Here is a 22,934-nt window from a genome sequence, read left to right as displayed (position 1 = left end):
CCATGGCGCGCGCGCGCATCCATGCGCGCGCCCTCCGGGGCTGCGGAATATGGGCTTTACTTGGGGTTGCGTCCAAGCAAACCGCAACGGCAACGGCAAAATGGATTCCGGCTTTCGCCGGAATGACGGTAGGCGGGATTCGTTGTAGGCGGGTGCTGCGGTGGCAGCTCACGCAGCACCGGCCGCTGGATACGAAACAGGCCGAAGCCTTGTAGGAGCGACGCGAGTCGCGACCGCGCACTCGCAGCTACGGTGAAGGCCCAGCCACCTCATCGCTATGCGACATCGTGCGTACCACAGCCCGCCGATCAGCCGCCGACTGCCCATAAAAAAACCCGCGGCGGCCGCCAGGCCGCCGCGGGCTTGCGTGGCTCAGCGCGGCTTGCGGAAACGCAAGGTCATGCGGTCGCTCTCGCCGATCGCCTTGTACTTGGCGCCGTCCGCGGCCTCGTGCTGGTTGCTCGGCGGCAGGGTCCACACGCCGTTGGGGTAGTCCTTGGTGTCGCGCGGGTTGGCGTTGACCTCGCTCTTGCCCTCGAGCCGGAACCCGGCCGCCTCGGCGAGCGCGATCACCTGGGCCTGGCCGACGTAGCCGGACTTGTCCTCGGCCGGCACGTCGCCCTTGGCGCGGTGCTCGACCACGCCGAGGGTGCCGCCGGGCTTGAGCACGTCGTAGAAGCCCTTGAACATCACCTCGGCCTGGCCGGCCGAACGCCAGTTGTGGACGTTGCGGAAGGTCAGCACCACGTCGGCCGAGGCCGGCGCGCCGAAGGCCGGCTTGAACGGGTCGTAGGCGGCGATGACGGCGCCGCCGTACTGCGCCGGGGCGGCGGCGAACTTCTTCTCCAGGCCGCTCTTGGCCTTGGCGAAGTAGGCGCGCGAGCTGTCCTTGGTCTGGCTGTCGGGATCGACCACGGCGGCCACGTAGCGGCCCTTCTCGCGCAGGTACGGGGCCAGGATCTCCGAGTACCAGCCGCCGCCCGGGGTGATCTCGACCACGGTCTGGTCGGGGCGCACGCCGAAGAACTGCAGGGTCTCCAGCGGATGGCGGTAGCCGTCGCGGGCGACGTTGGCCGGATCGCGCCAGCTGCCGGCGACGACGTTCTTGAGCGGGCCGCCGGCGCCGGTGGCCGGCGCGGGCTTGCGCGCGGCCGGCTTGGCCGCGTCCTTGGCCGCTTCGGCGGGCTTGTCGGCGATGCGCTCGGCGGCGGCCTGCTCGGCCGGCGGTCGCGCGACTTTTTCCGCCGTCCTTTCCACCGTCGGCTTGGCGGCCGCCGGCGGTTCCGCCGGCGGCGCGGCGGCGGGCGTTTCGGTTCCCGTGGCCGGCACCGCCGGCGTTGCGGGGGCTGCAGGCGCAGCGGGCGTCGCCGCGACCGGCGCCTGCGCCGCGTTCTGCGCGGCCGGCTCTGCCGGGGTCTGCGCGGCCGGCGCCTGCGCGGCCTGCTCCACGGTCTTCGCGGTCGCCGCGTCGGTGGCGGCCTGGGTTTCCTGAGCATGCGCCGCTGCGCAGGCGCCGGCGGGCAACAGCGCGGCGAGCAACAGGCGGGCAAGGCGTTGACGTTCCATGCAACGGACTCCAGTGGCGTTCAGAAACCCGCAGCCTACCGCAAAGCGTTCGGCGGCCGCTGTAGCGCATCTGTGCGCCCGTCGCCGACCGACGCGCCGCGGCGCGTGCGCGGCCACGTTCGCGCGCTGCCTCGCGCGGCCGCTCAGCGCGGCTTCGCGCGCGGTTTTTTCGGTGGTCGCGCGGGCGCCGCGGACACCGCGGCGGGTTCGCGCGCGGCCAGGTCCGCATCCATCTGCTCGACGTACTGGCGCGCCTGTTCATGCAGCCAGCTGCGGAAGGATTCGAGCCCGGCGTGGTCGACCGAGCGTTGCGGATACACCAGGTAATGGCCCCAGTCGATCTTCAGCCGGCCCTGGCTCAGTGGCACCAGCTGGCCGTTGCGGATCAGCAGCCGGGTGCGCGCCAGCCGCCCCAGCGCCACGCCCAGGCCTTCGACCGCGGCGCGGTGCATGGTCTCGGAGTCGTCGAAGTGGGCGACGAAGCGCGCCGGCGGCTGGCCGCCGTAGCGGTCGAACCAGCCCTGCCAGTACGTGGACAGGTCGCCGAGCAAGGGCCAGCGGTGCAGGTCTTCCTGCGCCGGCAGGCCGCCCATGCGCGCGACCAGCTCCGGGCTGGCCACCGGCACCAGGGTCTCGTCGAACAGGTGTTCGATCACCAGCCCCGGCCAGCGGCCGTAGCCGCCGCGCATGGCCGCGTCGATGCCCGGTTCGCGGTCGAAATCGACCAGCGCCGAGGACGAGAACAGGTTGAGTTCGAGCTGTGGGTACTGGGCGACGAAGCTGCCCAGCCGCGGCACCAGCCAGGACGAGGCCATCGACGCCATCAGGCTCAGGGTCAGCACTTCGTCGCGGCGCGGGCTGTACGGGCGCAGGGCGTGGTCGAGCGCGTCCAGGTGCGGCGCCACCACCGACAGCAGGCGCTCGCCGTCGGCGGTCAGGCGCACCCCGCGCGGGCCGCGCTCGAACAGGCGCCGGCCCAGGCGCTCTTCCAGCGTGCGGATCTGGTGGCTCAGCGCGCTGACGGTGAGGTGCATCTGCTCGGCCGCGCGGGTGAGGTTGCTCAGGCGCGCGGCGGTGGCGAAACCCAGCAGGGCGTGCAACGGCGGACGGTTCATCGCGGCGGTCCCGGAAGACGGATCAGCGTTCGATCCAGCTCAAGTCTGGCTTGCAAACGTATCGCTTTTTGGGCTTCCGTGGCGAGCGTAATTTGAACCTCGCCCGCAGCGCGCCGGCGATTTCCCCGCCTCGGCCGCGCCGCCCCACTGGAGATCCGGCCATGAATATCTACAAGAACCTGATGTTCCTGCACGGCCATTTCGTCGATCCGCGCGATGCCGACGACGACGAGCATCCGGCCGCGCCGGCGCCGGCGCAGCGGCCGGCGGCCTACGTTCCCGCCTCGCGCCCGGCTCAAGCCGCACCGCGCGCCGACTGGCGCCGCTGGTGGCTGCGGCTGTGGCCGGCGCAGAGCGCGCGGGTCGAGGCCGGTTGCGACGGCGCGCGCTGCGCCTGAATCGCGATGGTGCCGGGTCGGCGCCGGGCCAACCCCCGGCCCCGGCCGCCGCTCACGGCAGCCGCCGCGCCGACGGATACGGCGCCACGTCGTTGATCCGCCCGGCCGCGAGCCCGGCCTGCACCTGCCGCCACCACTCGACCTGAAAGATCTCGCCGTGGGCGTGCATCAGCGCGCCGAGCAGCGGCGGCGACAGGCCGAGGAAGCGCGGGAACTGCTCAGGGAAGACGTCGTTGCCGTGGGCGTAGAACCACGCGCCCGATTCCATCTCTTCCTCGTGGTTGCGCGGCGCCGGCACCTCGCGGAAACGGCAGTCGCTGACCAGGCACAGTTCGTCGTAGTCGTAGAAGATCGCCCGGCCGTGGCGCGACACGCCGAAATTCTTCAGCAGCAGGTCGCCGGGGAAGATGTTGCTCAGGGCGAGGTCGCGGATCGCCTGGCCGTAGTCGATCGCCGCCGCGCGCGCGGCCTCGGGCGTCTGCTCGCGCAGGTACAGGTTGAGCGGGCGCAGGCGGCGTTCGACATAGCACAGGTGCAGGACCAGGTCGTCGCCGTCCTCGGTGATGCTGCCGGCGCAGGTCGTCATCAGCTCGTCGAGCAGGTCCGGGGCGAAGCGCGCGCGCGGGAAGCGCAGGAACCGGAACGGCTGCGCGTCGACCAGGCGGCCGACGCGGTCGTGGTGGAACACCAGCGAATACTTCGCCTCCACCTCTTCGCGCGCGACTTCCTTCGGGTACGCGAAACGGTCGCGTATCAGCTTGAACACCAGCGGATAGCTGGGCAGGGTGAATACCGCCATGACCATGCCGCGCTCGCCTTCGGCGCGGATCAAGCGCTCGCCCGGCTGCGCGGCGAACTGGCGGAAGAAGGTGCGGTAGCGCTCGGTCTTGCCCTGCTTGGCGCGGCCGAGCACGGTGTAGAGCTCGTCGATCGGCTTGCCCGGCAGCAGCGTGCGCAGGAACACCACCGCGTCGCCGACGGTCGGCAGGTCGGCGTGGAAATAGCTGCGCGAATAGCTGAAAAGCTGCACCACCTCGGCGCGCAGGGTCAGCACCGCATCGACCCGCAGCGCGCCGCCGTCGTTGACCAGGGCGATCACGCACGGCGAGAAACTGCGTTCGCCGAACACCCGCCCGACCAGGTAGGCGCGGCGCTCGCGGTAGAACACCGTGTCCAGCAGCTCGACCGCGCGCACCGGTTGCGGGCCCCAATGCTGCAAGTCCTCCTGCAGCCGCACCGCGATCCCGGCCGCGCAGCGGGTGCGGTGGGCGTAGGGCACGGCGAAGGGGTAGTCGTCGAGCACGCGCATGAAGGTCTCGACCAGGCGCTCGCCCGACACCGCATAGCTGTGCCGCGCCACCGGATGGGTGATCGCGTCGGTCGGTTCGATGTCCAGCGCCACGAATTCCAGCGCCGGGTCGACGCCGCGGGTCTTGAAGAAACGCCGCGTCAGGGTGTTGAAGAAGGTCTTGTACAACTCGCCGTCGAGCAGCGGCGCGACGATGCCGGCATAGGCCTCGCGCACGCTCGCCCACAGCGCGCGTTCGCGCGCTCGCTCGCCGAGCCGGGTTTCCAGCGCGCGTCCGGCCTCGCCCACGCACAGGTCGTACAGCGCGATGCGATCGACCGCGTCCTCGCGTGCGCCGCTCCAGTCGCAGCGTTCGAAGCGGCCTTGCGCGCGCCGGGTGATCGCGGCGAAGCGCGCGTGGTAGTCGGCGAACGCGTCGCGGATCTGGCTGGCGACGGCGACCGCTTCGGCGAGAGCGTCGGGGGCGGCGGACATGGCCGCAGTGTACGGCCGCGCGCGAGCGGCTGTGGCATGCTCGCGGCCCGACTTCGCTTACCGATGAAACCATCATGAAAACCCGGACATGGACGCCCGCGCTCGCGATCGCGTTCGCCGCCGCCGCGCTGCTGGCCGCGCCGGCGCCCGCCGCCGTCGCCGCCACCCAGGACGACGGCACCACCCTGACCCTGTACACCGGCCGCGTCGGCACGCGCGCGGTGACGATGTACCTGCAGGACGAGCCGGCGCCGTGCGGCGGCATCCTGCGCACGATCAGCGCGGTCTACCGCTACGACGGCGTGTCCAAGTGGCTGGCGCTGGACGCCAACAGCGACCGCAAGGGCCACCTGGCGCTGGTCGAATCCAGCCTCGGCAGCGGCATCAGCGGCGCGCTGATGCTGGTGCGCGACGGCGCCGGGCTCAAGGGCAAGTGGATCAGCCCCGACGGCGAGCGGGTGCTGCCGGTGCGGTTCGACCCGGCGCCGGCCTTGGCCCGCAAGCGCAAGGAAATGGCGGAGACCCTGGAGAAGGTGCACTACGAGAACGACGACTGCTGAGCCGGCGTCGCCTGCCGCGGCCCAGGGGCCACGCGGCGGCGACGCCCCGTTCGCGACCGTCATTCCTACTGTCATTACCGGCAAAATCCGATGCACTTCTCGAAAACATCGGAGTACCATCCGCCGCGACGGTGCAGGGATGCCTCTACGCGCCGATCGGACCGGCCCGCTGAGGGGGCTGTCCAGGCGGCGCCGCCGCCGGACCGCATCGCGCCGGAACCGCTCGCCGCTCGCGTCTTGCGCTCGAACCGGGGCCTGGGGCCCCGTGCCTTTCCTGACGAGAGCGACACATCCATGGTTCAAAAGATCATCATCGGCGTGCTGGCCGCGGCCTTGATCGCGGTCTGTTCGATCTGGGGCTACAGCACCTGGCAAAAGCAACAGGCCGCCGCGCCCGCGCCGGTCGCCGCGCCGGTCGCCGCCGTGGTCGAGCCGGCCAAGCCGGTCGACGCCGCGCTGCCGGCCGAAACCGCGCCGGTCGCCGCCGAAGCGGCGGCGACGGAGAAGGCCGACGGCACCCACTTCACCTATAAGTACGTCTCCCCGCGCAGTCCGCAGCTGCTGTCGATCTACAACATGGCCAGCGAGATCGACGTGCTGCGCAACCTGCCCGAGGTCAACCAGCTCGACGGCTGGCTGACCCTGCCGCGGCCGATCAACTTCATCACCGCCGAGTGCGGCACCATCAACGCCTTCTACGCCCGCGACAAGGGCGACGTGGTGCTGTGCTACGAGATGCTCGACATGCTGGTGCGGCAGGGCGCGGCGATCGCCCAGGCCAACGGCGGCAGCACCCGCGACCAGCTCAAGTACCTGATGGCGAACCTGCGCTTCCTGATGCTGCACGAGACCGGCCACGCCCTGGTCGACATGCTCGACCTGCCGCAGACCGGCCGCGAGGAAGACGCGGTCGACCAGCTCGCCACGACCTTGATGCTGTCCTTCGTCAGCGCCGACGAGTCCGAGGGCGACATCGCCCAGAACCTGCAGCTGGCCTCGAACTTCTTCCTGCTGACCGACAGCGGCAACCACGACATGGCGACCTACGCCGACGAGCACTCGGTCGGCGCGCAGCGCTTCTTCAACCTGCAGTGCATGATCTACGGCCACGACCCGGGCAAGTACCTGCGCATCGTCACCAGCGGCCGCCTGCCCGAAGCCCGCGCGCTGCGCTGCGAGGACGAGAGCAAGCAGATCACCCGCAACTGGATGCGCCTGATCGAGCCGAACATCGCGCCCAAGCACCGCATGACCCGCGAGGAAGAGCAGGCCAAGATCGACCAGATCAAGCAGAAGCAGGTCGAGAACGCGCCGGCGCCGTACGTGCGCTGATCGCCGCCGCGGTGGCAAAAAAGGGCGCCTCAGGGCGCCCTTTTTCGTATGCGGCCGCAGCCCCTGTAGGAGCGGCGCGAGCCGCGACCGCGAATCCGCAGCCACGAAGAAAGCGCCCTGCGAGCGAAACAACGCCCGACAAGCGGGCTGCGCCGTGGTTGCGGATTCGCGGTCGCGGCTTGCGCCGTTCCTACAGGCGGCGCGAGCCGCTACGGGCCTTCGTTGCCGTCCGGCATCAGCAGCACCAGCGGCTCGCAAGCTTTGTCGGTGCAGCCCCAGCGCCGCGCCGTGTCGCCGTCGATCCAGGTCGCGGTGGCGGCGGCGTTGATCTCGAAATCCCACTCGCGGCCCTGCGCGCGCAGGCGGCCCTTGATCGAGCACGGCAGCCAGTAGAACGCGTCGTGGGTGCCATCGGGGTACTCGCGGCTGGCGCGGAAGAACTTCGTCGCCTGCTTGGCATCGAGCGTCCACTTCGCGCAGGCCGCGCGCACGGCTTCGTCCTTGCCGGCCGGGTCGTACGCGGCCGGGTCGATGCGGGTCACCACGATCGCGTCGGCGGCCTCAGCGGCGCGGCGCGGCGGACTGCACGCCGCCATCGACAGCAGGAGCGTTGGCAGCAGCAGGCACGTACAGGTCCGCGCCCTCGCCCAGGGTCTTGTACGAGATCGCATCGTGCTTGTAGACGTCTTTGTCATCGAGTCCGTACTCCTTCTGCAGCGCGCCGACCAACTTGTTGATCGAGGCGGTCTGCGCGGCCGTGGGCGCGTCCCAGGTCTTGGTCTTGGCGTTGTAGCTGCCGACCACCTCGATGCCGACGCTGTCGTCGTTCATCGGGAAACGGTCGGGATAGGCCTTGGCCTTCTCGTGGTCGTGGACGGCCTTGGGATTCCAGCCGGTCTTGTCGAACCAGGCCTGTTCCTGCGCCGAGCAGTTGCCTTCCTCGACGCAGCGGCCCTTGATCTTGCCGACATGATAGGTCTTCTGGTTGAGGCTGGCGGTCTGGTAGATCGTGCCGTCCTTGTCGATCAGGAAGTGGGTGCCGGTGCCGCTCTTGAACGCGTCCAGCGCGCTCTTCGCGGTCGCCGATTCGGTGCGGTGCATGACGATGCCGTGGTGCGCGTCGATCGCGCCTTTTTCCAGCGCCGCGATCGGCTGGCGCTTGATCGCCGGGTCTTCGAGGTAGCCGTCCTTGTCGACCCGGCCGGCATGAACATAGCCGGCCAGCGTCTGCGCGGCATCGACCTCGCGCAGCGACAGCGGCACGCCGACGCGCTGCGCCGCCGGCGAGGACGGATCGCCGCGCAGCGCGAACAACGACGGCACCGTCGCATCGGCGCTGCCGGCGACCACGCGGTCGAAGCCGCCCATCTGCGGATGCTGCTTGAGTTCGGCGTACAGGCCGGCGGCGAGATTGCGCGCCTGCGCGTCGCTCCACGGACCGGCGGCCTTGACCGCGTCGTAGGTCCGCTGGAACTGCGCATGGTCCGGATGCGCGGCGTCGTAGGGAAAGCTTGGCGTGCCCATGGGAATCCTTCCTGTGGTCGGCCGATCGCGGGGATCGTGGCGCCTCACGCTGCCACGCGCGCGCGCGCCGGGCAAGCCGCGGGCGCGGGATTGCGTACGCCCGCGCAGCCGCGAAGGCGCAGGCGTTGGCGATTTCGCCGCGGGATGCGTCGATCCGATCGCGCCGCGACCCGTTCACGCGCCGGTCGCCGCGCGCGTCGCCGTTCGTCGGCGGCGCGCCGCGGTCAGCGCCGCGGCTTGGGGAAATCCTCGGCCTTGCGCTCGAACGCGTCGCGCGGCAAGCCGGCGTAGCAGACGAATGCGGCCACCGCCTGCTCGACGCCGTGGACCTCGAAGGCGAGGCCGGCGTCGCGGCCGGACAGGCGCGAGAGCAACGAGTCGCGGTGCAGGCGGTCGCTGCGGAACGCGAACTCGTCCTGGCCGCGCGGGTGGGCTTCGAGGAAATCGCGCCGGTCGCGGTACAGGCCGATGGCGTAGGCGCGGCGGGGGATCGCGGCCTGCGCCTGGGTCAACAATTCGCCCAGGCGTGCGGTCGGCACCGGGCCGAGTTCCTCGACGGCGCCATCGTCGTAGATGCGGTAGCCGCGCAGCTCGCTCGCCATGTCCGTCGTCCGCGGGGACCTGCCGCGATGCTAGCGCAACCGGCCGCGGCCGGTAGGCCGGCCGTCGTCCGCCGAGGGTTGCGCAATCGCAACAACGCCCGGTAGGCGCCGCGCACGCTGCGAGCGCGAAGCCGCGGGAACGGCGAATCGTTCGTTTGTCGCGGATCGGGATCGGCGAGCGACGCGGTGGAGTTCGGCGGGCGACGTCAGCGCGGTTTCGCGGTCGCGGCTTGCGCCGCTCCTACAGGGAGCGATCGCGGCATTCGCAAAAAAACACGGGGCGCCGAAGCGCCCGTGTTCATCAACGTGCAACCGCGTCGCGTCAGAGATGCTTGATGATCTCGTCGGCGAACTCCGAGCACTTGACCTCGGTCGCGCCGTCCATCAGGCGGGCGAAATCGTAGGTCACGCGCTTGGACGCGATGGCCTTGTCCATCGCCGCGATGATCGCGTCGGCGGCTTCGGTCCAGCCCAGGTAGCGCAGCATCATCTCGCCCGACAGGATCACCGAGCCCGGGTTGACCTTGTCGAGGTCGGCGTACTTCGGCGCGGTGCCGTGGGTCGCCTCGAACACGGCGTGGCCGGTCACGTAGTTGATGTTGGCGCCCGGCGCGATGCCGATGCCGCCGACCTGCGCGGCGAGCGCGTCGGAGAGGTAGTCGCCGTTGAGGTTCAGCGTCGCCGACACGTCGTATTCCTTCGGACGCAGCAGGATCTGCTGCAGGAAGGCGTCGGCGATCGCGTCCTTGATCACCAGGCCCGCGCCCGGCTTGCCTTCCGGAATCACGTGCCACGGGCCGCCGTCGAGCTCGACCGCGCCGAAGGCTTCGCGCGCGATCTGGTAACCCCAGTCGCGGAAGCCGCCTTCGGTGTACTTCATGATGTTGCCCTTGTGGACCAGGGTCACCGACTTACGCTTGTTCTCGATCGCGTATTCGATGGCCGCGTGGACCAGGCGGGTGGTGCCGAGGAAGGAGACGGGCTTGATGCCGATGCCCACGTCGACGCCGAGCTCGCGCTTGGGCGCGCCGACCGCGACCAGCTCGTCTTGCCAGGCGTCGATCTTGGCCTGGGTGCCGAAGCGGATCTTGTCGAAGGCCTGCGGGAACTCGGCCTGCAGGAAGTCGAGCACCTTCTTGGCGTCGGCGCTGCCGCCGGCCCATTCGATGCCGGCGTAGATGTCCTCGGTGTTCTCGCGGAAGATCACCATGTCGACGTCGCCCGGCTTCTTGACCGGCGAGGGCACGCCTTCGAACCAGCGCACCGGGCGCAGGCAGACGTACAGGTCGAGCATCTGGCGCAGGGCCACGTTGAGCGAACGGATGCCGCCGCCGACCGGCGTGGTCAGCGGGCCCTTGATGCTCACCAGGTAATCGCGGCAGGCCTGCACGGTGCCGTCGGGCAGCCAGGTGCCGTAGGTGTTGTTGGCCTTCTCGCCGGCATAGACCTCCAGCCACTCGATCTTCTTCTGGCCGCCGTAGGCCTTGGCGACCGCGGCATCGAGCACGCGCACCGAGGCGCGCCAGATGTCGGGGCCGGTGCCGTCGCCTTCGATGAACGGGATGATCGGGCGGTCCGGCACGTTCAGGCCGGTCGGGGTCTTGGTGATCTTGGCGCCGCCGGAGGGCGGCGTCGCTACGAACTCAGTCATTACGATCTCCAGTGGGGCCGCCCGTGCGCGTGCGCATGGACGGAGCAGGGTTCCTGCGGCCCGCGGGGTGGCGCGACGGGCCGGCCGGCCATTGTCGCGGTTCGGGGGAAGGGAGGCAAAGTGCGGGGCAAGTCGCTGTGTTGCAGGCAGGCGACGGTCGCAACCGGGACTTGCTATGGTGCCGCGTCCGGCTCGGTGCCGCCTGGCGCGGCCGGCGGCCCGCAGCGAGCCAAGGCAGGCGAGGCGGTGCGATGAACGTGGAAGCTTCCAGCAAGACCCCGATCGTGCGCGCCGGCATGGAGCGGATTTCGCGCGACTTCAGCGAAGGCTTGGCCGGGCTCGGCTATGCGCGCACCCGCAGCAAGTTCTGGACGCGTCGCTACGAACACCACCTGGAGTTCATCCACCTGTTCCGCTCGGGCAGCAGTTACGGCGCGCCGTACAACGCGTCGATCAGCTTGCGCGTGCACCTGGGCATCGCGGTGCTCGACGACGAGCGCGAGCCGACCTGGCTCAACGGCCCGAACAGCAGCGACCTGGCGCTGTTCCATGCCGACCGCTTCCATCTGCGTTTCAACGCCGCCTCCGGCAGCACCTACGAGCGCTGCCTGGAGGACTTGTTGCGCTTCGCCACGACCCGCGCCGAGCCCTGGTTCTCGACATGGCGCGAGCCGACCGCCCTGCTCGACGAAGAGCGGTCGCCATTGGACGGCGAAGCGCGCGCGGCGCTGGCCCGCGCCTTGCGCGGCGAGGCGTCGTCGGAGCGGGTCGCGCTTACGTTGAAGCGCTTCGGCGTGCCGGTTCCGGGCGCCCGAACCAAGCGGCCGCGCGCGGCCGAAGCGGCGTCATGACCCACGTGCGCGCGGAAGACGCGGCATGAGCGTGCAACGCATCGACGGCGACCGCTGGGATTGGGTCGAGCCGTTCTGGTTGTGCGTGCTGCCGTGGACCAGCCATGAGTTCGAGCGACACTGGGCGGTGGGGACGTTCGCCGAGTATCAGGACGACGGCCTGGGCGTGTGCCGCGCCGCGATGCTGCGGATCGGCGCGACCGCGTACCTGGCCCAGGCGCATCCGCACGGGCCCGCGGGCTGCGAGCGGGTGGTGCTGTCGGCGGCCGCGGACTCGGCGGACTCGCGGCGGGATCTCGACAATGCCTTGGCCCACCTGGGCCTGCGCGAAAGCGATCTGGGCGCGGTGCGGGCCGGGCTCGGGCCGGCGCGGTGGCGGTTGTCGCGGCTGGACGACAACGGCCGCGAGTACGAGCTGGCGCGCTGCCAGACGCGCAGTTGCGCCGATCACCTGTGCCGGACCTACACCGCCAAGGACCACACGCGGCTTTATCGCGTCCGCGGGCCGACCGACGAGACTGCGGCGGCCTCGGGCTAGGAGTGAAATCCGCCGCGGTCCGGACCGGGCGTCGACTCCGCCGCCCAATCGCCCGGCGTCAACGGCGCCATCCCATGCAGCGCCCGCGCCTTGTCGCACTGCGCGCTCGGCGCGCCGTCCTGCCACGCCGGCCTGACCTCGCGACAGGGCGAGGGCCGCAGCGGATAGATGCCGCAGTGGGCGTCGCGCGCGACCTGGCCGCGCAGTTGCCCGCAGCGCACCGGCGCGCCGCCGTAGGTGCCGCGCATGACCACGCGGTGCGGGTCGAGGGGTTCGGTCAGCGTCGCCGGGGTGAGCCCGCCGGGGTGCGCGTCGGTCTCGCTCCAGTGGAAGGCGACGCGGAAGCTGGCGCAGCAGGCGCCGCAGCGCAGGCACGGGTGGGTGGCGTCGGACATGGCCGGCGGGGCGTGTGGGGACGGCGCCGACGGGCGCCGAAGCGGCGCGATTGTCGCACCCGGGCGCGCGGCGCGACAGCGCCGTCCGGGCGGCGGCGGAGGCGGCGCTAGACGTTGAAGCCGGTCAGGCAGACGCACAGCGCGACCGCGACCAGCAAGGCCGCGACCAATCGGACAACGAGTAGCTGAAACCGAACTGCGATTCGCGCACGGCGCGCGTCCCCGAACGCGGCATCGCGATGCGGGATACGTCCGCGACGGCGCCGGTTCAGCGCCGCCGCGACACGGCGGGGCTCAGGCCCCGCAGCACTTCTTGTACTTCTTGCCGCTGCCGCAGGGGCAGGGTTCGTTGCGGTCCGGGGTCTCGGCGCGGCGCAGCGGTTCGCGCGGGGTCAGCGCCTCGACCCGGTGGTGCTGCAGGTCGGCGAGCATGCCGGGCAGGCCGGCGACGATCTCCAGGCGCTCGCGGTAGCTCAGCTGCGCCGGCGGCGCGGCCGGGTCCTCGCCGAGCACCTCGCCGCTGGCGAGGCGGTCGAACAGGACGAAGATCTCGTCGATCCAGTCGTTCTCGTCCAGCCACGTCTCCCAGGTCGCCTCGTGCAGCTCGACCCCGCGGAAGAAGCCCAGCGCCCAGTCGCGGCCGACGTCGAGCTCGTCGGGCTGCTCGGTGTCGGGTTCCTCGGGCAGCCACAGCAGCGGGGCGAGGTGGTCGGGCAGGTCGTCGTCGCCGTGGCGCACGCGCGCGGACACCATGTTCCAGTGGCCGATCAGCAGCGCCTGGACCTGGTCGGCCTCGGCCTGGTCGTTCCAGCGCGGCTCCTTGCCGCCCCAGACCGCCGGCTGCCAGTCGGCCGGGGCCGGCTGGCCGGGACCGACCGCCAGGGCCGAGAGGTAGCCGTCCAGCGCTTCGAGGTTGAAACCCTTGTACGGCACGGCGCGCTGGTCGAGCAGGTCGGCCAGGCGTTCGATCTGGTCGTCGTCGAGATAGGCGGGGGCTTTCATGGGCGGCGCTCGTGGGGCATGCGGGGCGTGCATGGTAGTCGCAAGCGCGTAGCCGCGGCGAAAATACCGGCATGACCGCCCGCCTCGCCCCGCCCGCCGCCTGCCCCTGCGACCCCTCGCGCCGCTACGCCGCCTGCTGCGGGCCGCTGCACGCCGGCCAGGCCGCGGCCACCGCCGCGGCGCTGATGCGCTCGCGCTACAGCGCTTATGTCCTGGGCGACCTGGAGTACCTGCGCGCGAGCTGGGCGGCGCGGACCTGCCCGGACGCGCTCGAGTTCGACCCGGCGGTGCGCTGGCTCGGGCTGGAACTGAAGCGCCAGCGCGAGGACGGCGACGCGGCGGTGGTGGAGTTCGTGGCGCGTTACCGCGTCGGCGGCGGCAGCGCGGTGCGGCTGCACGAAGTGAGCCGGTTCGAACGGGCCGAGGGGCGCTGGGTGTACGTGGACGGCGAATTCCCGCGCGGTTGATGCCGCGAAACCGCGTTGTAGGAGCGGCGCGAGCCGCGACCGCGATAGCGCGGCTACGGCGATATTCCGGATGCCTGCGTATCCGCACGTGTGGCCGCTCGGGATAGCCGCTAGCGTCGTCGTTGCGGGTTCGCGGTCGCGGCTTGCGCCGCTCCTACAGGAGGCGGCCGCGACATCGCGAGTGCGGCGAAATCCCTATGCATCCGTGTCCGCGCGTGTGTTTGCGCGGGGCGGTTGGTTGCGTCGTGGTTGCGAGGGCGCGGTCGCGGCTTGCGCCGCTCCTACAAGGGGCATCGTGGGGTTCGGGCAAAAAAAGGGCGCGGCCGTGAGGCCGCGCCCGGGCTTGCCCGCCCTTCAGGCGGAGAGGCTTACTTCTTGACCTCGAATTCCTTGCTCTGGACGACGTTGCCGTCCTGGGTGATCTCGACCTTGTACTTGCCTTCCGGGAAACCCTTCGGGCTGTTGATGCTGAACTCGGTCACGCCGCCGTTGGTGGCGTTGATCTCCGTGGGCTGGTCTTCCTTGACGGTCTGGCCGTCCTGGAAGGTCCACTTGGCGCCGATCTTGGTCGCCACGGTGGCGGACGGATCGGAGGTGTTGGTGGTGACCGAGGCGTGGACGGTGTCCTTCGGCTTGAACGTGGTCGCCGCGGCGGTGACCTTCTTGTCGGCGCCGACGGCGCTGCCGAGGTCGACGCTGGCGACCGTCGCGGTCGCGGCGACCGGCGCCGGAGCGGGTTCCGGAGCGGGCGCCGGAGCCGGGGTTTCGGCGGCCGGCGGCGGGGTCGGCGCGGGCTCTTCCTTCTTCTTGCAGCCCGCCAGCGCCAGCGAGGCGACCAGGGCGGCGGCGACGGCGTACGTAGTGCGATTGCGGATCAGCATGGTGGATCTCCTTGGAAAGACGTTGAAAGCGGAAAGCGTTGCGGCGCGCATTCGCGCCTCGTCGCGGACGGTGCAGGTCAGTCGTTGACGGCCGGAATCTTCAGGACCTGGCCGGGCTGGATCTTGTCGGGATCGTCGAGCTGATCGCGATTGGCCTCGAAGATCGCGTTCCACTTGCTCGCCTTGCCGTACAGCTCTTTGGCGATGTGCGACAGCGTGTCGCCCTTCTGGACCGTGTAGGTCTGCTGGCCACCGCCGGTGATCTCGTCGGTCGAGCTCACGCCGCTCTGGACGTCGCTGAAATCGGCTTTCTCTTTGATTTCGTCGGTGCTCGACACACCGCTTTGCACATCGGAAAAATCGGCTTTCTTGTCCGGGGTAGTCATGGGTAAAGGGCTCCTGCCGTGTTGGCGGAGGCACCATGACATGGCGCTTGTTAAAAAGACATAGCGCCCGCGTGAACTTTGATGATGAAACTGAATGGGGATATGACGCGGACGGCGTCCACCTCGCGCGGGCCTGCGCAGTCGTAATGCCCGCAGGCACCGGCCGTGTGCCGGGCCGGTGCCGGGAGCGTCAGCGCGGCCGTGCGACCGCTGCCCGAATCGCCGCGCCGACTGTCGCGCGGACTGTCGAGTAAATCACTGCCGCTCGTCGCGCCCCGCGGCCGGCGCCGCCAGGCCCGGGCTGCCGCGCCAGGGATTGATGTCCAGGCCGCCGCGGCGGGTGTAGCGCGCTTCCACCGACAGCCACTGCGGCTGGGCGATGCGGGTCAGGTCGGCGTGGATGCGCTCGACGCATTGCTCGTGGAACTCGGCGTGGTCGCGGAACGAGACCAGGTAACGCAGCAGACCGGCCCGGTCCAGGCGCGGGCCGCGATACGCGATGACCACGCGCGCCCAATCCGGCTGGCCGGTCACCGGGCAGTTCGACTTCAGCAGCGCCGAGTTCAGTGTTTCCTCGACGATTTCGCCGGCGTCGGCGGACAGATGCGCGGCATTCGGCGGACCGTAGTCGTCGATGGCCACGTCGAGGCCGTCGATGGATTCGGCCGTGCCGTCGCCGTCGATGGGCGGCAAGCCGAAGACCACGGCGACCGGCGCGCCGGCGGCCGCGCTCAAGTCGGCGGCGATGGTGTCGAGCACCGCCTGGGCGCTGTCGAAACGGCTGGAATTGAAGGAATTCAGGTAGAGCTTGAGCGACTTGGACTCGATCAGGTGCGGCGAGGTGGCCGGCACCGACACGGTCGCGGTGGCGACCCGCGGCTTGCCGCGGCCGTCCAGCCAGCTCAGTTCGTAGGCATGCCAGCGGTCGTGGCCGACGAACGGCGGGGCGGCGTCGTCGATGCCGATGTGCTCGCGGCCGAGCGCGCGGGCGATGGGGAACAGCAGCGAGGCGTCGTACGCGCGCGGGTAGTCGACGTGGCGGCCGAGGGGGAGTTCGTGGGCGGTCATGGCGGCATTTTAGCCGCTGGGGCGGGGTTCGCCCGGGTTCCGGGCTTGCCCCGGACGCCGATTGGCGCGGTCGCGGCTCGCGCCGCTCCTACAGGGAGCCCATGTAGGAGCGGCGCGAGCCGCGACCGCGAAAATTCAACTGCGCCGCAACAGCGACCGCGACCGCGCGACCGCGGCCCCGCGCCCCGTGCTCACCCCGCCTTCGGCGCGTTCAGATAATCCAGCGTCACCTGCAGCATCGCCCGCAGCCCCAGGTCCAGCGAGCTCTCGTCGAGCTTGAACTTCGGCGAGTGGTTGCTCGGCGCGGTCGCCGGGTCCACGCCCTTCTCGGTCGAACCGACGAAGAAGAACATCGCCGGCACCTGCTTGGCGTAGTAGGAGAAATCCTCCGCGCCCATCACCAGCGGCATCTCGACCACGTTGGCCTCGCCGGCCACCGCCTTCAGGCTCGGCAGCATGCGCGCGGTCAGCGCCGGATCGTTGTAGGTCACCGGGTTGCCGTCCTGGTCGGGCACCAGCGCTTCGGCGTGGGCGCCGTGCGCGGCGCTGACGTGTTCGGCGACGTTCTTGAGGTCGGCGAAGATCGCCTGGCGCATGCCGTCGTCGAAGGTGCGGATGGTGCCGATCATCTCCACGTCGTCGGGAATGATGTTGTAGCGGATGCCGCCCTTGATCGCGCCGAAGGTCACCACCGCCGGCAGCTTGGCGATGTTGGTGCGGCGGCTGACGATGGTCTGGGCGCTGCCGATGACGTCGGCGGCGGCGACGATGGGGTCCACGCCCATCCACGGCGTCGAGCCGTGGCTCTGGCGGCCCTTGATCTTGATGGTGAAGCGGTCCGACGCCGCCATCAGCGGGCCGCCGCGCACGCCGAGCTGGCCGGCGTTCAAGGTCGAGAACACGTGCAGGCCGAACACCGCCTCGGGCTGGAAGTCCTTGAACAGGCCTTCCTTGAGCATTAGCGAGGCGCCGCCTTCCTCGTTCGCCGGCGCGCCTTCCTCGGCCGGCTGGAACACCAGCATCACCTGGCCGGGCAGGTCTTTCTTCATCGCCACCAGCGCGTCGGCGATGCCGAGCAGGATGCCGGTGTGGGCGTCGTGGCCGCAGGCGTGCATGACCCCGACGGTCTCGCCGCGGAAGCTCGCGGTGGCCTTGGACGCGAACGGCAGGTCGACCTGCTCGGTCACCGGCAGCGCGTCCATGTCGGCGCGCAGGGCGATCTTCGGGCCGGGTTTGCCGCCTTCGACGATCGCGACCACGCCGTGCTTGGCGATGCCGGTGCGCGGCTTGAGCCCGAGCTTGCGCAAGTGCTCGGCGACCTTGGCCGCGGTGCGTTCCTCGCGGTTGGACAGCTCCGGGTTCTGGTGGAAGTCGCGGCGCCAGGCGATCACGTCGGCCTTGACCTTGGCCGCCGCGGCGGCGACCTCGGGACGCTGCGCCGCTTGCGAGGAGGCCGCCTGCGAAGAAGCCGCCTGCGAAGAAGCCGCTTGCGCGGACGCGGCCAGCGGCAAAGCGGCCAGCGCGGAACAGGTCAGGGCGCAGCTCAGCGCGACGGACAGCGGACGCTTCATCGACGGACTCCGGCGGGAAAGTCCCGATGCTAGCCGATGCGGCGGACCCGGGCTGCGCGACGTTGGTCGCGAGAACTCACCGCGCCGTCCTCACAATTCGATCAGGCCCGGCGCGGGATCCAGCGGCGAGCCGAATCCGAGCGCGGCATACGCCTGTTCGGTGTAGCGCTGGCGCCGCGTCGGCCGGCCCAGGCGCCAGCGCAGCTGCAAGGCCGCCACCGGCAGCCAGATCGCCGCGTCGATCAGCGCCACCAGCGCCGCGACGTCGGCGAGCGTTCGCTGCCACGGCGTCGCAGAGCCGATGGCGAAGGTGAAACCGGGGATCGCCGCGCACGCCAGCAACGACAGGCCGAGCGTCCACCACAGCGCCGCGCGCAGCATGCGCGGGGTGTAGCCGACCGGGGCGATGTCCAGCATCAGCCAGCGGAACGCGCTGTGACAGGCATACGCCGCGCCGCGATCATGGTTGCGCAGGGCCACCACCGCGCCGGCCTCGGCCTGCCGCGCGTCGTCGCGCGCATCGGGGCGGTAGCGCTGCGCGAGCAGCTCGACCCGGTCGCCCTCGGCCAGCGGCGGCCCCGCCGGCCCGTCCGGCGCCAGCGGCACGTACAGCGCCACGCGCCGGCGGTCGAGGTCGAAGCGATAGACCGCGAATTCGACCCGCGCGCCGTGGCGGCCGCCGCGGCTGAGAGTCTGCACCGTGCGTTGCAGTCGCCGCACCGCGCCGCTCAGGCGCAGCGCAGCGGCCGCGCCGCGGTCCTGGTCGGATGCGGGTTCGTCCACGCCTCAGGACCCGTGCAGGTAATCCAGCGCCACCTGCAGCATCGTCTTGGTGCCGACTTCCAGCGCGCCTTCGTCGAGCATGAAGTTCGGCGAGTGGTTGATCGGCGCCTTGGCCGCGTCGCTGCCCTGGGCGGTGGAGCCGACGAAGAAATAGAAGCCCGGCACGGTGTTGGCGAATTGGGAGAAGTCTTCGGCCACGGTCACCAGCCCGGATTCGCTCACGTTGGCCTCGCCGGCCGCGCGCCGCAGCGACGGCAAAACGCGGCGGGTCAGGGCGGCGTCGTTGATCGTGGCCGGGGCGTTGTTGACCACCGCCAGCTCGGCGCTGGCGCCGGCGGCATGGGCGTAGTCGTCGGCGGTGCGGCGCAGGCGCGCGATCACGTCTTCGCGCACGGCCGGGTCGAACGTGCGCAGGGTGCCGACCAACTTGGCTTCGTCGGGAATGATGTTGAAACGCACGCCGCTGTTGAACTGGCCGGCGGTCAGCACCACCGGGGTCGCGGCGATGTTGACCTGGCGCGCGATCATGCTCTGGCTGGCGAGCAGGATCTGCGCGCCGACGGTGATCGGATCGACGCCGTCCCACGGCCGCGAGCCGTGGGTCTGCTTGCCGCGCACGGTCAGGCTCCATTCGTCGGCGCTGGCCAGCATCGGGCCGCTGCGGTAGCCGACCTGGCCGACGTTGAGCCCGGCCCACACGTGCAGGCCGAACACCGCGTCGGGTTTGAAGTCCTTGAACACGCCCTCGGCGAGCATGAGCTTGGCGCCGAAGGGTTCGCCGGCGGTCGGCGGGCCTTCCTCGGCCGGCTGGAACACGAACATCACCTCGCCCGGCAGCCGTTCCTTCTGCGCCGCCAGCGCGGTGGCCACGCCGAGCAGGATCGCCACGTGCGCGTCGTGGCCGCAGGCGTGCATCACCCCGACCGGCTGGCCGCGGTAATCGGCGGTAACTTTGGAAGCGAACGCCAGGCCGGCCGGCTCGGTCACCGGCAGCGCGTCCATGTCGGCGCGGATGGCGATGCGCGGGCCGGGCAGGCCGCCCTTGAGCACGGCGACCACGCCGGTGTGGGCGATGCCGGTGCGCGGCTGCAGGCCGAGTTTGCGCAACTGGTCGGCGACCAGCTTGGCGGTGCGCACCTCGTGCTGGCCCAGTTCGGGATGCTGATGGATGTCGCGGCGCCAGGCCACGACCTGGGTCTGCACCGAACGCGCGGCCTGCGCGACCGCGGCGGGGGCGGCGGCTTGCTGGGCGAAGGCCGGGGCGGCGATCAGGCCGAGCGCCAGTGCGGCGAGCGCCGTCGGGCGGAAGCGAGGGGACATCGCGAAACTCCAGTGCGGTAGGAAGGCGGGCGGGCGGCGCGCCGCTGTGGTGGGAGGGCCTTCAGGCCCAATGCTGTCCGGTCCGGTCGCGGCGACCAGACACCAGAGCATCGGGCCTGAAGGCCCTCCCACCACAGCAAGCCGCCGCCGCGATAACGCCCGATGCTAAGGCCGAAGCCGCGGCCGGCGATACCCGCGCCGTTCGCGTGCGCGCGCTCGCCGCGCCGGACATCGGCCGGCCAGGGATTCGCCAACCGCCCCGTGATCGCAGTCACGGGCCGCGGCGACCCCCGCGCGCATGCTGTCGCTGGCCGTTCCGGCCCGCCGACCAAGGAGCAGGTTCGCATGCGTTCGATCCGACGCCACACCCTGATCTTCGCCGCCGCCTTCGCGCTCGCCGCCGGTTTCGCCGGAGGCGCCGCGGCCCAGCGCAATTGCAGCATCTGCACCGGCATCTACGACAACTGCATGGCCAAGCCCGACGCCAGCGAGTACGAGTGCGTGCTCGAACACAACCGCTGCGCCAAGTCGCTGGGCTGTCCGTTCAAGCCGCAGACCTGAGCAACGCCGGCGCGCGTGCGTCCCGCGTCCGGCGCGTCCGGCCGCGCGCGCATTCGCCGCCGGCATCCATGCGGCCGGCGCCGCCACGGCGCGCGGCCGCCCCGACCAAGGAGAAGGTTCGTATGCGTTCCATTCGCCGCACGACGTTGTTCCTCGCTTTGTCCGTATTCGCCGCCGGTTTCGCCGGCAGCGCGTTCGCGCAGCGCGATTGCAGTTGGTGCACCGCCATCTACGACGCCTGCATGGTCCAGCCCGATGCCGACCAGGGCCTCTGCGCGCGCGAGCACAACTATTGCGCCGAGCCGATCAACTGCCCGCTGATGCCGGAGTTCTGAAGCGCGCCGCCGACCGTCCGTTCCACGACCAAGGAGAAGGTCCGATGAGTCCAACCCATCGCACTACCCTGCTCGCCGCGTTCGTCGCGTTCGCGTTCGCCGCCGGTTTCGCCGGCAGCGTCGCGGCGGCCAAGCCCGACTGCAGCCCGTGCGTCGCGATCTACGACAGCTGCATGGCCCGGCCCGACGGCAACTGGGAGATCTGCGCGCGCGAGCACAACCTCTGCGCCGGGCCGCTCGGCTGCCGGTATCTGCCCGAGTAGCGCATCGCGCGCCGACGCGCGCCGCCGTCCGGCGGCGCGTTGTCGTGCAAGTGGAAGCGCCCGCTGCGCCGGGTTCGCGCTGCAGGCGCCGGCTTACACGTCGCGCGCGTGCGCGGGCAGCGGCGCCAGCGGCGAACCCAGGTCGAGCGCCGCGTAGACCCGTTCGGTCAGGCGCTCGCGGGCGTTGGCGCGGCCGCGGCGCCAGCGCCGGCGCGACCACGCGTACGGCAGCGCGATCGCCGCGATCATGGCGGCGAACACGGCCGCGAAGAACCCGGCCCGTTCGAGCGAACGGCCGGCTTCGTCCGGATCGAAACCGAACACGAAGTAGCACAGTGTCGTTGCGATCAGCGCGATCGCCGCGCCGCCCGCGCCGCGCAAGCGATAGCTGCGCGCGGTGAAGCCGGTCAGCGCGTGCTCGCCGGCGGGATCGCCGCCGGCGAGCAGGCGGAAGCCGCCGTGGGCGATGTAGATCCGCCCGTCTTCGAGATTGCGCAACGCGTACACCGAGTCGGCCTCGGCCCGCTCCTGCGCCGGCACCAGCACTTCGACCCGGTCGCCCATCGCCAGGAACGGCGTCGGGTAGCCGGGGCCGTGCAGCGCGCGCAGGCTGAGGTAGCGCCCGCACAGCGCGAACCGGTAGTCGTCCATCAGCAGCATGCCGCTGCCCTCGCCGTGCAGGCCCTGGCTCGACCACGGCATCGGCAGGCGGCCGTGCAGGCGCTGCAGCGCGACGGTGCAGGCGGCGTTGTCGCCGGCCAGGGTCTGCGTCCAATCGTCGCCTTGGGTCTGCGCGCGCGAGGCGTCGCGCGCGGCCCGGCGTAGCGCCGCGGTGCGCAGGCGCCGCGACCAGACGCGGTGTTGCTTGCGCATCGCGCCGATGGCGTGGACCAAGTGGTGCTCCGACGCGGCCATGATTGGCCGGCGCCGGCGGTTCTGCAGCCAGGTCCAGGCCTGGGTCGCGAGGGTCGCGGCGATTCCGGCGGTACCGCCCAGCGCGATCAACAGCAGCAACATCCAGCCCAGGCCCGCGTGCGCCTGGGGCAGCGCCACGCCGCTCCAGATCGACCACAGCGCCAGCACCGGCAGCCAGCGCATCGCCTGGGCCAGCGCGAGCTTGCGTTCCAACTCGGTCGGCATCGGAATCAGGCCGGCGCTGCCGGCGGCCACCGCCCAATGCGCTTCGCGGCGGCCGTCGGCGTACACCAGCACGCCGACCCGCGCCGGCAACGCGTTCAGCGCCATGCGTTGCAACGCCTGCCAGGCGAACGGCGCATTGAAGGCGTCGCGGGTGCGGCCGTGCACCTGCTGGCCCGCGATCCAGGCGACGAAGCGGCCGTCGGCCGCGGCGGTCAAACGCAGTCGTTCGATCGGTCCTTCGAGTTGTTCGATGGCGACCGGCGGGGGCTGGAACATGCGGGCGCTTCCTGCGCTGGCGGCCGCCGGCGCTGGCCGGCGGCGATTGGGAAATGCCGGGGTATGCCGCGGCGGCGAATGCTGTCGGCCGCGACCGTGGTTGCGGCGGCCGCGCCGTCCGGGCGAATCGTCATCAATGCCGGTGCGGGCGTCAATCGGGTCCGGTGGGTACCGATCCGGCGTACGGGCGTCGCACGGCCGGCACGGATTCGATGCGGGAGCCGTGGCGTGTCGCGCGACGAAGGGCGCCACGTCCACACGGATCCGATGCAAGGGTCGCGACGCGCGGCTGAAGGCGGCCGGCCCAGGCCGCCAGGCCGCACAGGCCGGCCGATGCGCCGGCACCGGGCGCTTCCCGGGCCGAGTCCGGCCGCGCCGGGCCGCGCCGGGCCCCGACCGCGGCGCCGCGCCGGCCCCGGCATTGCCGGCGCGCCTGCCCCCGCCTACAATTGAGAATCATTATTGTTTACGGCGGGCGGGCGCCAACCCTGGCGCGGCCGACCCGCTTGCGCTGTCGCGCCAAGGAACGGTCGGCGCCGCCCCCTCTTCTCCCGTCTTCAGGCCGC

The 22,934-nt window shown here is 71.1% G+C and carries 25 protein-coding genes and 1 pseudogene; 10 read left to right on the top strand and 16 right to left on the bottom strand.

Going from position 1 to position 22,934, the window contains the following annotated elements:
• Nucleotides 1–372: 372 nt before the first annotated feature.
• Both JHW41_RS25760 and JHW41_RS25755 read right to left on the bottom strand, forming a co-directional pair.
• Nucleotides 373–1,197 (bottom strand): class I SAM-dependent methyltransferase, encoded by an 825-nt coding sequence (locus JHW41_RS25760; protein WP_425606439.1) that lies wholly within the window; start codon nucleotides 1,195–1,197, stop codon nucleotides 373–375.
• 512 nt (nucleotides 1,198–1,709) lie between these two features.
• Nucleotides 1,710–2,681 carry a LysR substrate-binding domain-containing protein gene (locus tag JHW41_RS25755; protein ID WP_250448465.1) on the bottom strand — a complete coding sequence of 324 codons (972 nt, stop codon included), beginning with the start codon at nucleotides 2,679–2,681 and terminating at the stop codon, nucleotides 1,710–1,712.
• 161 nt (nucleotides 2,682–2,842) lie between these two features.
• Here JHW41_RS25755 and JHW41_RS25750 point away from each other — a divergent pair, with 161 nt between their 5' ends.
• Nucleotides 2,843–3,079 carry a hypothetical protein gene (locus tag JHW41_RS25750; RefSeq protein ID WP_250448463.1) on the top strand — a complete coding sequence of 79 codons (237 nt, stop codon included), beginning with the start codon at nucleotides 2,843–2,845 and terminating at the stop codon, nucleotides 3,077–3,079.
• Nucleotides 3,080–3,131: 52 nt separating this feature from the next.
• On the opposite strand, the gene aceK is transcribed toward JHW41_RS25750, so the two are convergent.
• Complete coding sequence (gene aceK / locus JHW41_RS25745) at nucleotides 3,132–4,862, bottom strand: bifunctional isocitrate dehydrogenase kinase/phosphatase (RefSeq protein ID WP_250448461.1); 1,731 nt, start codon at nucleotides 4,860–4,862, stop codon at nucleotides 3,132–3,134.
• 74 nt (nucleotides 4,863–4,936) lie between these two features.
• Between aceK and JHW41_RS25740 the strand changes: the two genes are divergently transcribed.
• On the top strand, nucleotides 4,937–5,422 hold the full coding sequence (locus JHW41_RS25740; protein ID WP_250448459.1) for a hypothetical protein: 486 nt from the start codon (nucleotides 4,937–4,939) through the stop codon (nucleotides 5,420–5,422).
• A 294-nt stretch (nucleotides 5,423–5,716) separates the two neighbouring features.
• Nucleotides 5,717–6,754 (top strand): DUF4344 domain-containing metallopeptidase, encoded by a 1,038-nt coding sequence (locus tag JHW41_RS25735; protein ID WP_250448457.1) that lies wholly within the window; start codon nucleotides 5,717–5,719, stop codon nucleotides 6,752–6,754.
• Between the two features lie 209 nt (nucleotides 6,755–6,963).
• Here JHW41_RS25735 and JHW41_RS25730 read toward each other — a convergent pair whose 3' ends face one another.
• The 4 genes from JHW41_RS25730 to icd all read right to left on the bottom strand — a co-directional run bounded on the left by JHW41_RS25730 (nucleotide 6,964) and on the right by icd (nucleotide 10,531).
• Complete coding sequence (locus tag JHW41_RS25730; RefSeq protein ID WP_250448455.1) at nucleotides 6,964–7,296, bottom strand: hypothetical protein; 333 nt, start codon at nucleotides 7,294–7,296, stop codon at nucleotides 6,964–6,966.
• A 19-nt stretch (nucleotides 7,297–7,315) separates the two neighbouring features.
• On the bottom strand, nucleotides 7,316–8,278 hold the full coding sequence (locus JHW41_RS25725; RefSeq protein WP_250448454.1) for a peptidoglycan recognition family protein: 963 nt from the start codon (nucleotides 8,276–8,278) through the stop codon (nucleotides 7,316–7,318).
• A gap of 224 nt (nucleotides 8,279–8,502) precedes the next feature.
• The gene (locus tag JHW41_RS25720) at nucleotides 8,503–8,880 is read right to left on the bottom strand and encodes a hypothetical protein (RefSeq protein WP_078996145.1); all 378 of its coding nucleotides are present in this window, start codon (nucleotides 8,878–8,880) and stop codon (nucleotides 8,503–8,505) included.
• A gap of 322 nt (nucleotides 8,881–9,202) precedes the next feature.
• Nucleotides 9,203–10,531, bottom strand: coding sequence for an isocitrate dehydrogenase (NADP(+)) (gene icd / locus JHW41_RS25715; protein WP_057949768.1), 1,329 nt, complete (start codon nucleotides 10,529–10,531; stop codon nucleotides 9,203–9,205).
• Between the two features lie 251 nt (nucleotides 10,532–10,782).
• On the opposite strand from icd, the gene JHW41_RS25710 reads away from it, so the two are divergent.
• Together JHW41_RS25710 and JHW41_RS25705 are read left to right on the top strand one after the other, a co-directional pair.
• Nucleotides 10,783–11,382, top strand: a complete 600-nt coding sequence (locus JHW41_RS25710; protein ID WP_250448452.1) for a hypothetical protein — start codon at nucleotides 10,783–10,785, stop codon at nucleotides 11,380–11,382.
• A gap of 25 nt (nucleotides 11,383–11,407) precedes the next feature.
• Nucleotides 11,408–11,920, top strand: coding sequence for a hypothetical protein (locus JHW41_RS25705; RefSeq protein WP_250448450.1), 513 nt, complete (start codon nucleotides 11,408–11,410; stop codon nucleotides 11,918–11,920).
• Here JHW41_RS25705 and JHW41_RS25700 read toward each other — a convergent pair.
• Nucleotides 11,917–12,315 carry a YkgJ family cysteine cluster protein gene (locus JHW41_RS25700; RefSeq protein WP_250448448.1) on the bottom strand — a complete coding sequence of 133 codons (399 nt, stop codon included), beginning with the start codon at nucleotides 12,313–12,315 and terminating at the stop codon, nucleotides 11,917–11,919. The genes JHW41_RS25705 and JHW41_RS25700 overlap by 4 nt on opposite strands.
• A gap of 294 nt (nucleotides 12,316–12,609) precedes the next feature.
• Nucleotides 12,610–13,317 carry a UPF0149 family protein gene (locus tag JHW41_RS25695; RefSeq protein WP_057949773.1) on the bottom strand — a complete coding sequence of 236 codons (708 nt, stop codon included), beginning with the start codon at nucleotides 13,315–13,317 and terminating at the stop codon, nucleotides 12,610–12,612.
• A gap of 71 nt (nucleotides 13,318–13,388) precedes the next feature.
• On the opposite strand from JHW41_RS25695, the gene JHW41_RS25690 reads away from it, so the two are divergent.
• Nucleotides 13,389–13,784, top strand: coding sequence for a YchJ family protein (locus JHW41_RS25690; RefSeq protein ID WP_250448446.1), 396 nt, complete (start codon nucleotides 13,389–13,391; stop codon nucleotides 13,782–13,784).
• A gap of 368 nt (nucleotides 13,785–14,152) precedes the next feature.
• On the opposite strand, the gene JHW41_RS25685 is transcribed toward JHW41_RS25690, so the two are convergent.
• The 6 genes from JHW41_RS25685 to JHW41_RS25660 all read right to left on the bottom strand — a co-directional run bounded on the left by JHW41_RS25685 (nucleotide 14,153) and on the right by JHW41_RS25660 (nucleotide 19,793).
• Nucleotides 14,153–14,665, bottom strand: coding sequence for a hypothetical protein (locus JHW41_RS25685; RefSeq protein WP_057949775.1), 513 nt, complete (start codon nucleotides 14,663–14,665; stop codon nucleotides 14,153–14,155).
• A 77-nt stretch (nucleotides 14,666–14,742) separates the two neighbouring features.
• A complete protein-coding gene (locus JHW41_RS25680; RefSeq protein ID WP_057949776.1) occupies nucleotides 14,743–15,051 on the bottom strand; it encodes a LysM peptidoglycan-binding domain-containing protein in 309 nt (102 codons plus the stop codon).
• A gap of 255 nt (nucleotides 15,052–15,306) precedes the next feature.
• Complete coding sequence (queF, locus tag JHW41_RS25675; RefSeq protein ID WP_250448444.1) at nucleotides 15,307–16,119, bottom strand: NADPH-dependent 7-cyano-7-deazaguanine reductase QueF; 813 nt, start codon at nucleotides 16,117–16,119, stop codon at nucleotides 15,307–15,309.
• A gap of 191 nt (nucleotides 16,120–16,310) precedes the next feature.
• Nucleotides 16,311–17,690 (bottom strand): M20 family metallopeptidase, encoded by a 1,380-nt coding sequence (locus tag JHW41_RS25670; RefSeq protein ID WP_250448442.1) that lies wholly within the window; start codon nucleotides 17,688–17,690, stop codon nucleotides 16,311–16,313.
• 90 nt (nucleotides 17,691–17,780) lie between these two features.
• Nucleotides 17,781–18,473 carry a hypothetical protein gene (locus JHW41_RS25665; RefSeq protein WP_250448440.1) on the bottom strand — a complete coding sequence of 231 codons (693 nt, stop codon included), beginning with the start codon at nucleotides 18,471–18,473 and terminating at the stop codon, nucleotides 17,781–17,783.
• Between the two features lie 3 nt (nucleotides 18,474–18,476).
• The gene (locus JHW41_RS25660; protein ID WP_250448438.1) at nucleotides 18,477–19,793 is read right to left on the bottom strand and encodes an amidohydrolase; all 1,317 of its coding nucleotides are present in this window, start codon (nucleotides 19,791–19,793) and stop codon (nucleotides 18,477–18,479) included.
• A 94-nt stretch (nucleotides 19,794–19,887) separates the two neighbouring features.
• Here JHW41_RS25660 and JHW41_RS27770 point away from each other — a divergent pair.
• The 4 genes and pseudogenes from JHW41_RS27770 to JHW41_RS25645 all read left to right on the top strand — a co-directional run.
• Nucleotides 19,888–19,962: pseudogene (locus JHW41_RS27770) on the top strand (DUF6053 domain-containing protein); the annotation flags it as partial.
• Nucleotides 19,963–20,138: 176 nt separating this feature from the next.
• The gene (locus JHW41_RS25655) at nucleotides 20,139–20,354 is read left to right on the top strand and encodes a hypothetical protein (RefSeq protein WP_057949780.1); all 216 of its coding nucleotides are present in this window, start codon (nucleotides 20,139–20,141) and stop codon (nucleotides 20,352–20,354) included.
• A 122-nt stretch (nucleotides 20,355–20,476) separates the two neighbouring features.
• Nucleotides 20,477–20,689, top strand: coding sequence for a hypothetical protein (locus tag JHW41_RS25650; RefSeq protein ID WP_250448436.1), 213 nt, complete (start codon nucleotides 20,477–20,479; stop codon nucleotides 20,687–20,689).
• A gap of 44 nt (nucleotides 20,690–20,733) precedes the next feature.
• Entirely contained in the window at nucleotides 20,734–20,952 is a 219-nt protein-coding gene (locus JHW41_RS25645) for a hypothetical protein (protein ID WP_078996155.1), read from the top strand.
• 93 nt (nucleotides 20,953–21,045) lie between these two features.
• Here JHW41_RS25645 and JHW41_RS25640 read toward each other — a convergent pair whose 3' ends face one another.
• Nucleotides 21,046–22,368, bottom strand: a complete 1,323-nt coding sequence (locus tag JHW41_RS25640) for a hypothetical protein (RefSeq protein WP_250448434.1) — start codon at nucleotides 22,366–22,368, stop codon at nucleotides 21,046–21,048.
• Nucleotides 22,369–22,934 lie beyond the last annotated feature (566 nt).

Source organism: Lysobacter enzymogenes (assembly GCF_023617245.1).
Taxonomy (GTDB): domain Bacteria; phylum Pseudomonadota; class Gammaproteobacteria; order Xanthomonadales; family Xanthomonadaceae; genus Lysobacter; species Lysobacter yananisis.
The sequence above is the reverse complement of the archived record's forward strand: the minus strand, read 5'-3'. Positions and strand labels throughout refer to the sequence as shown.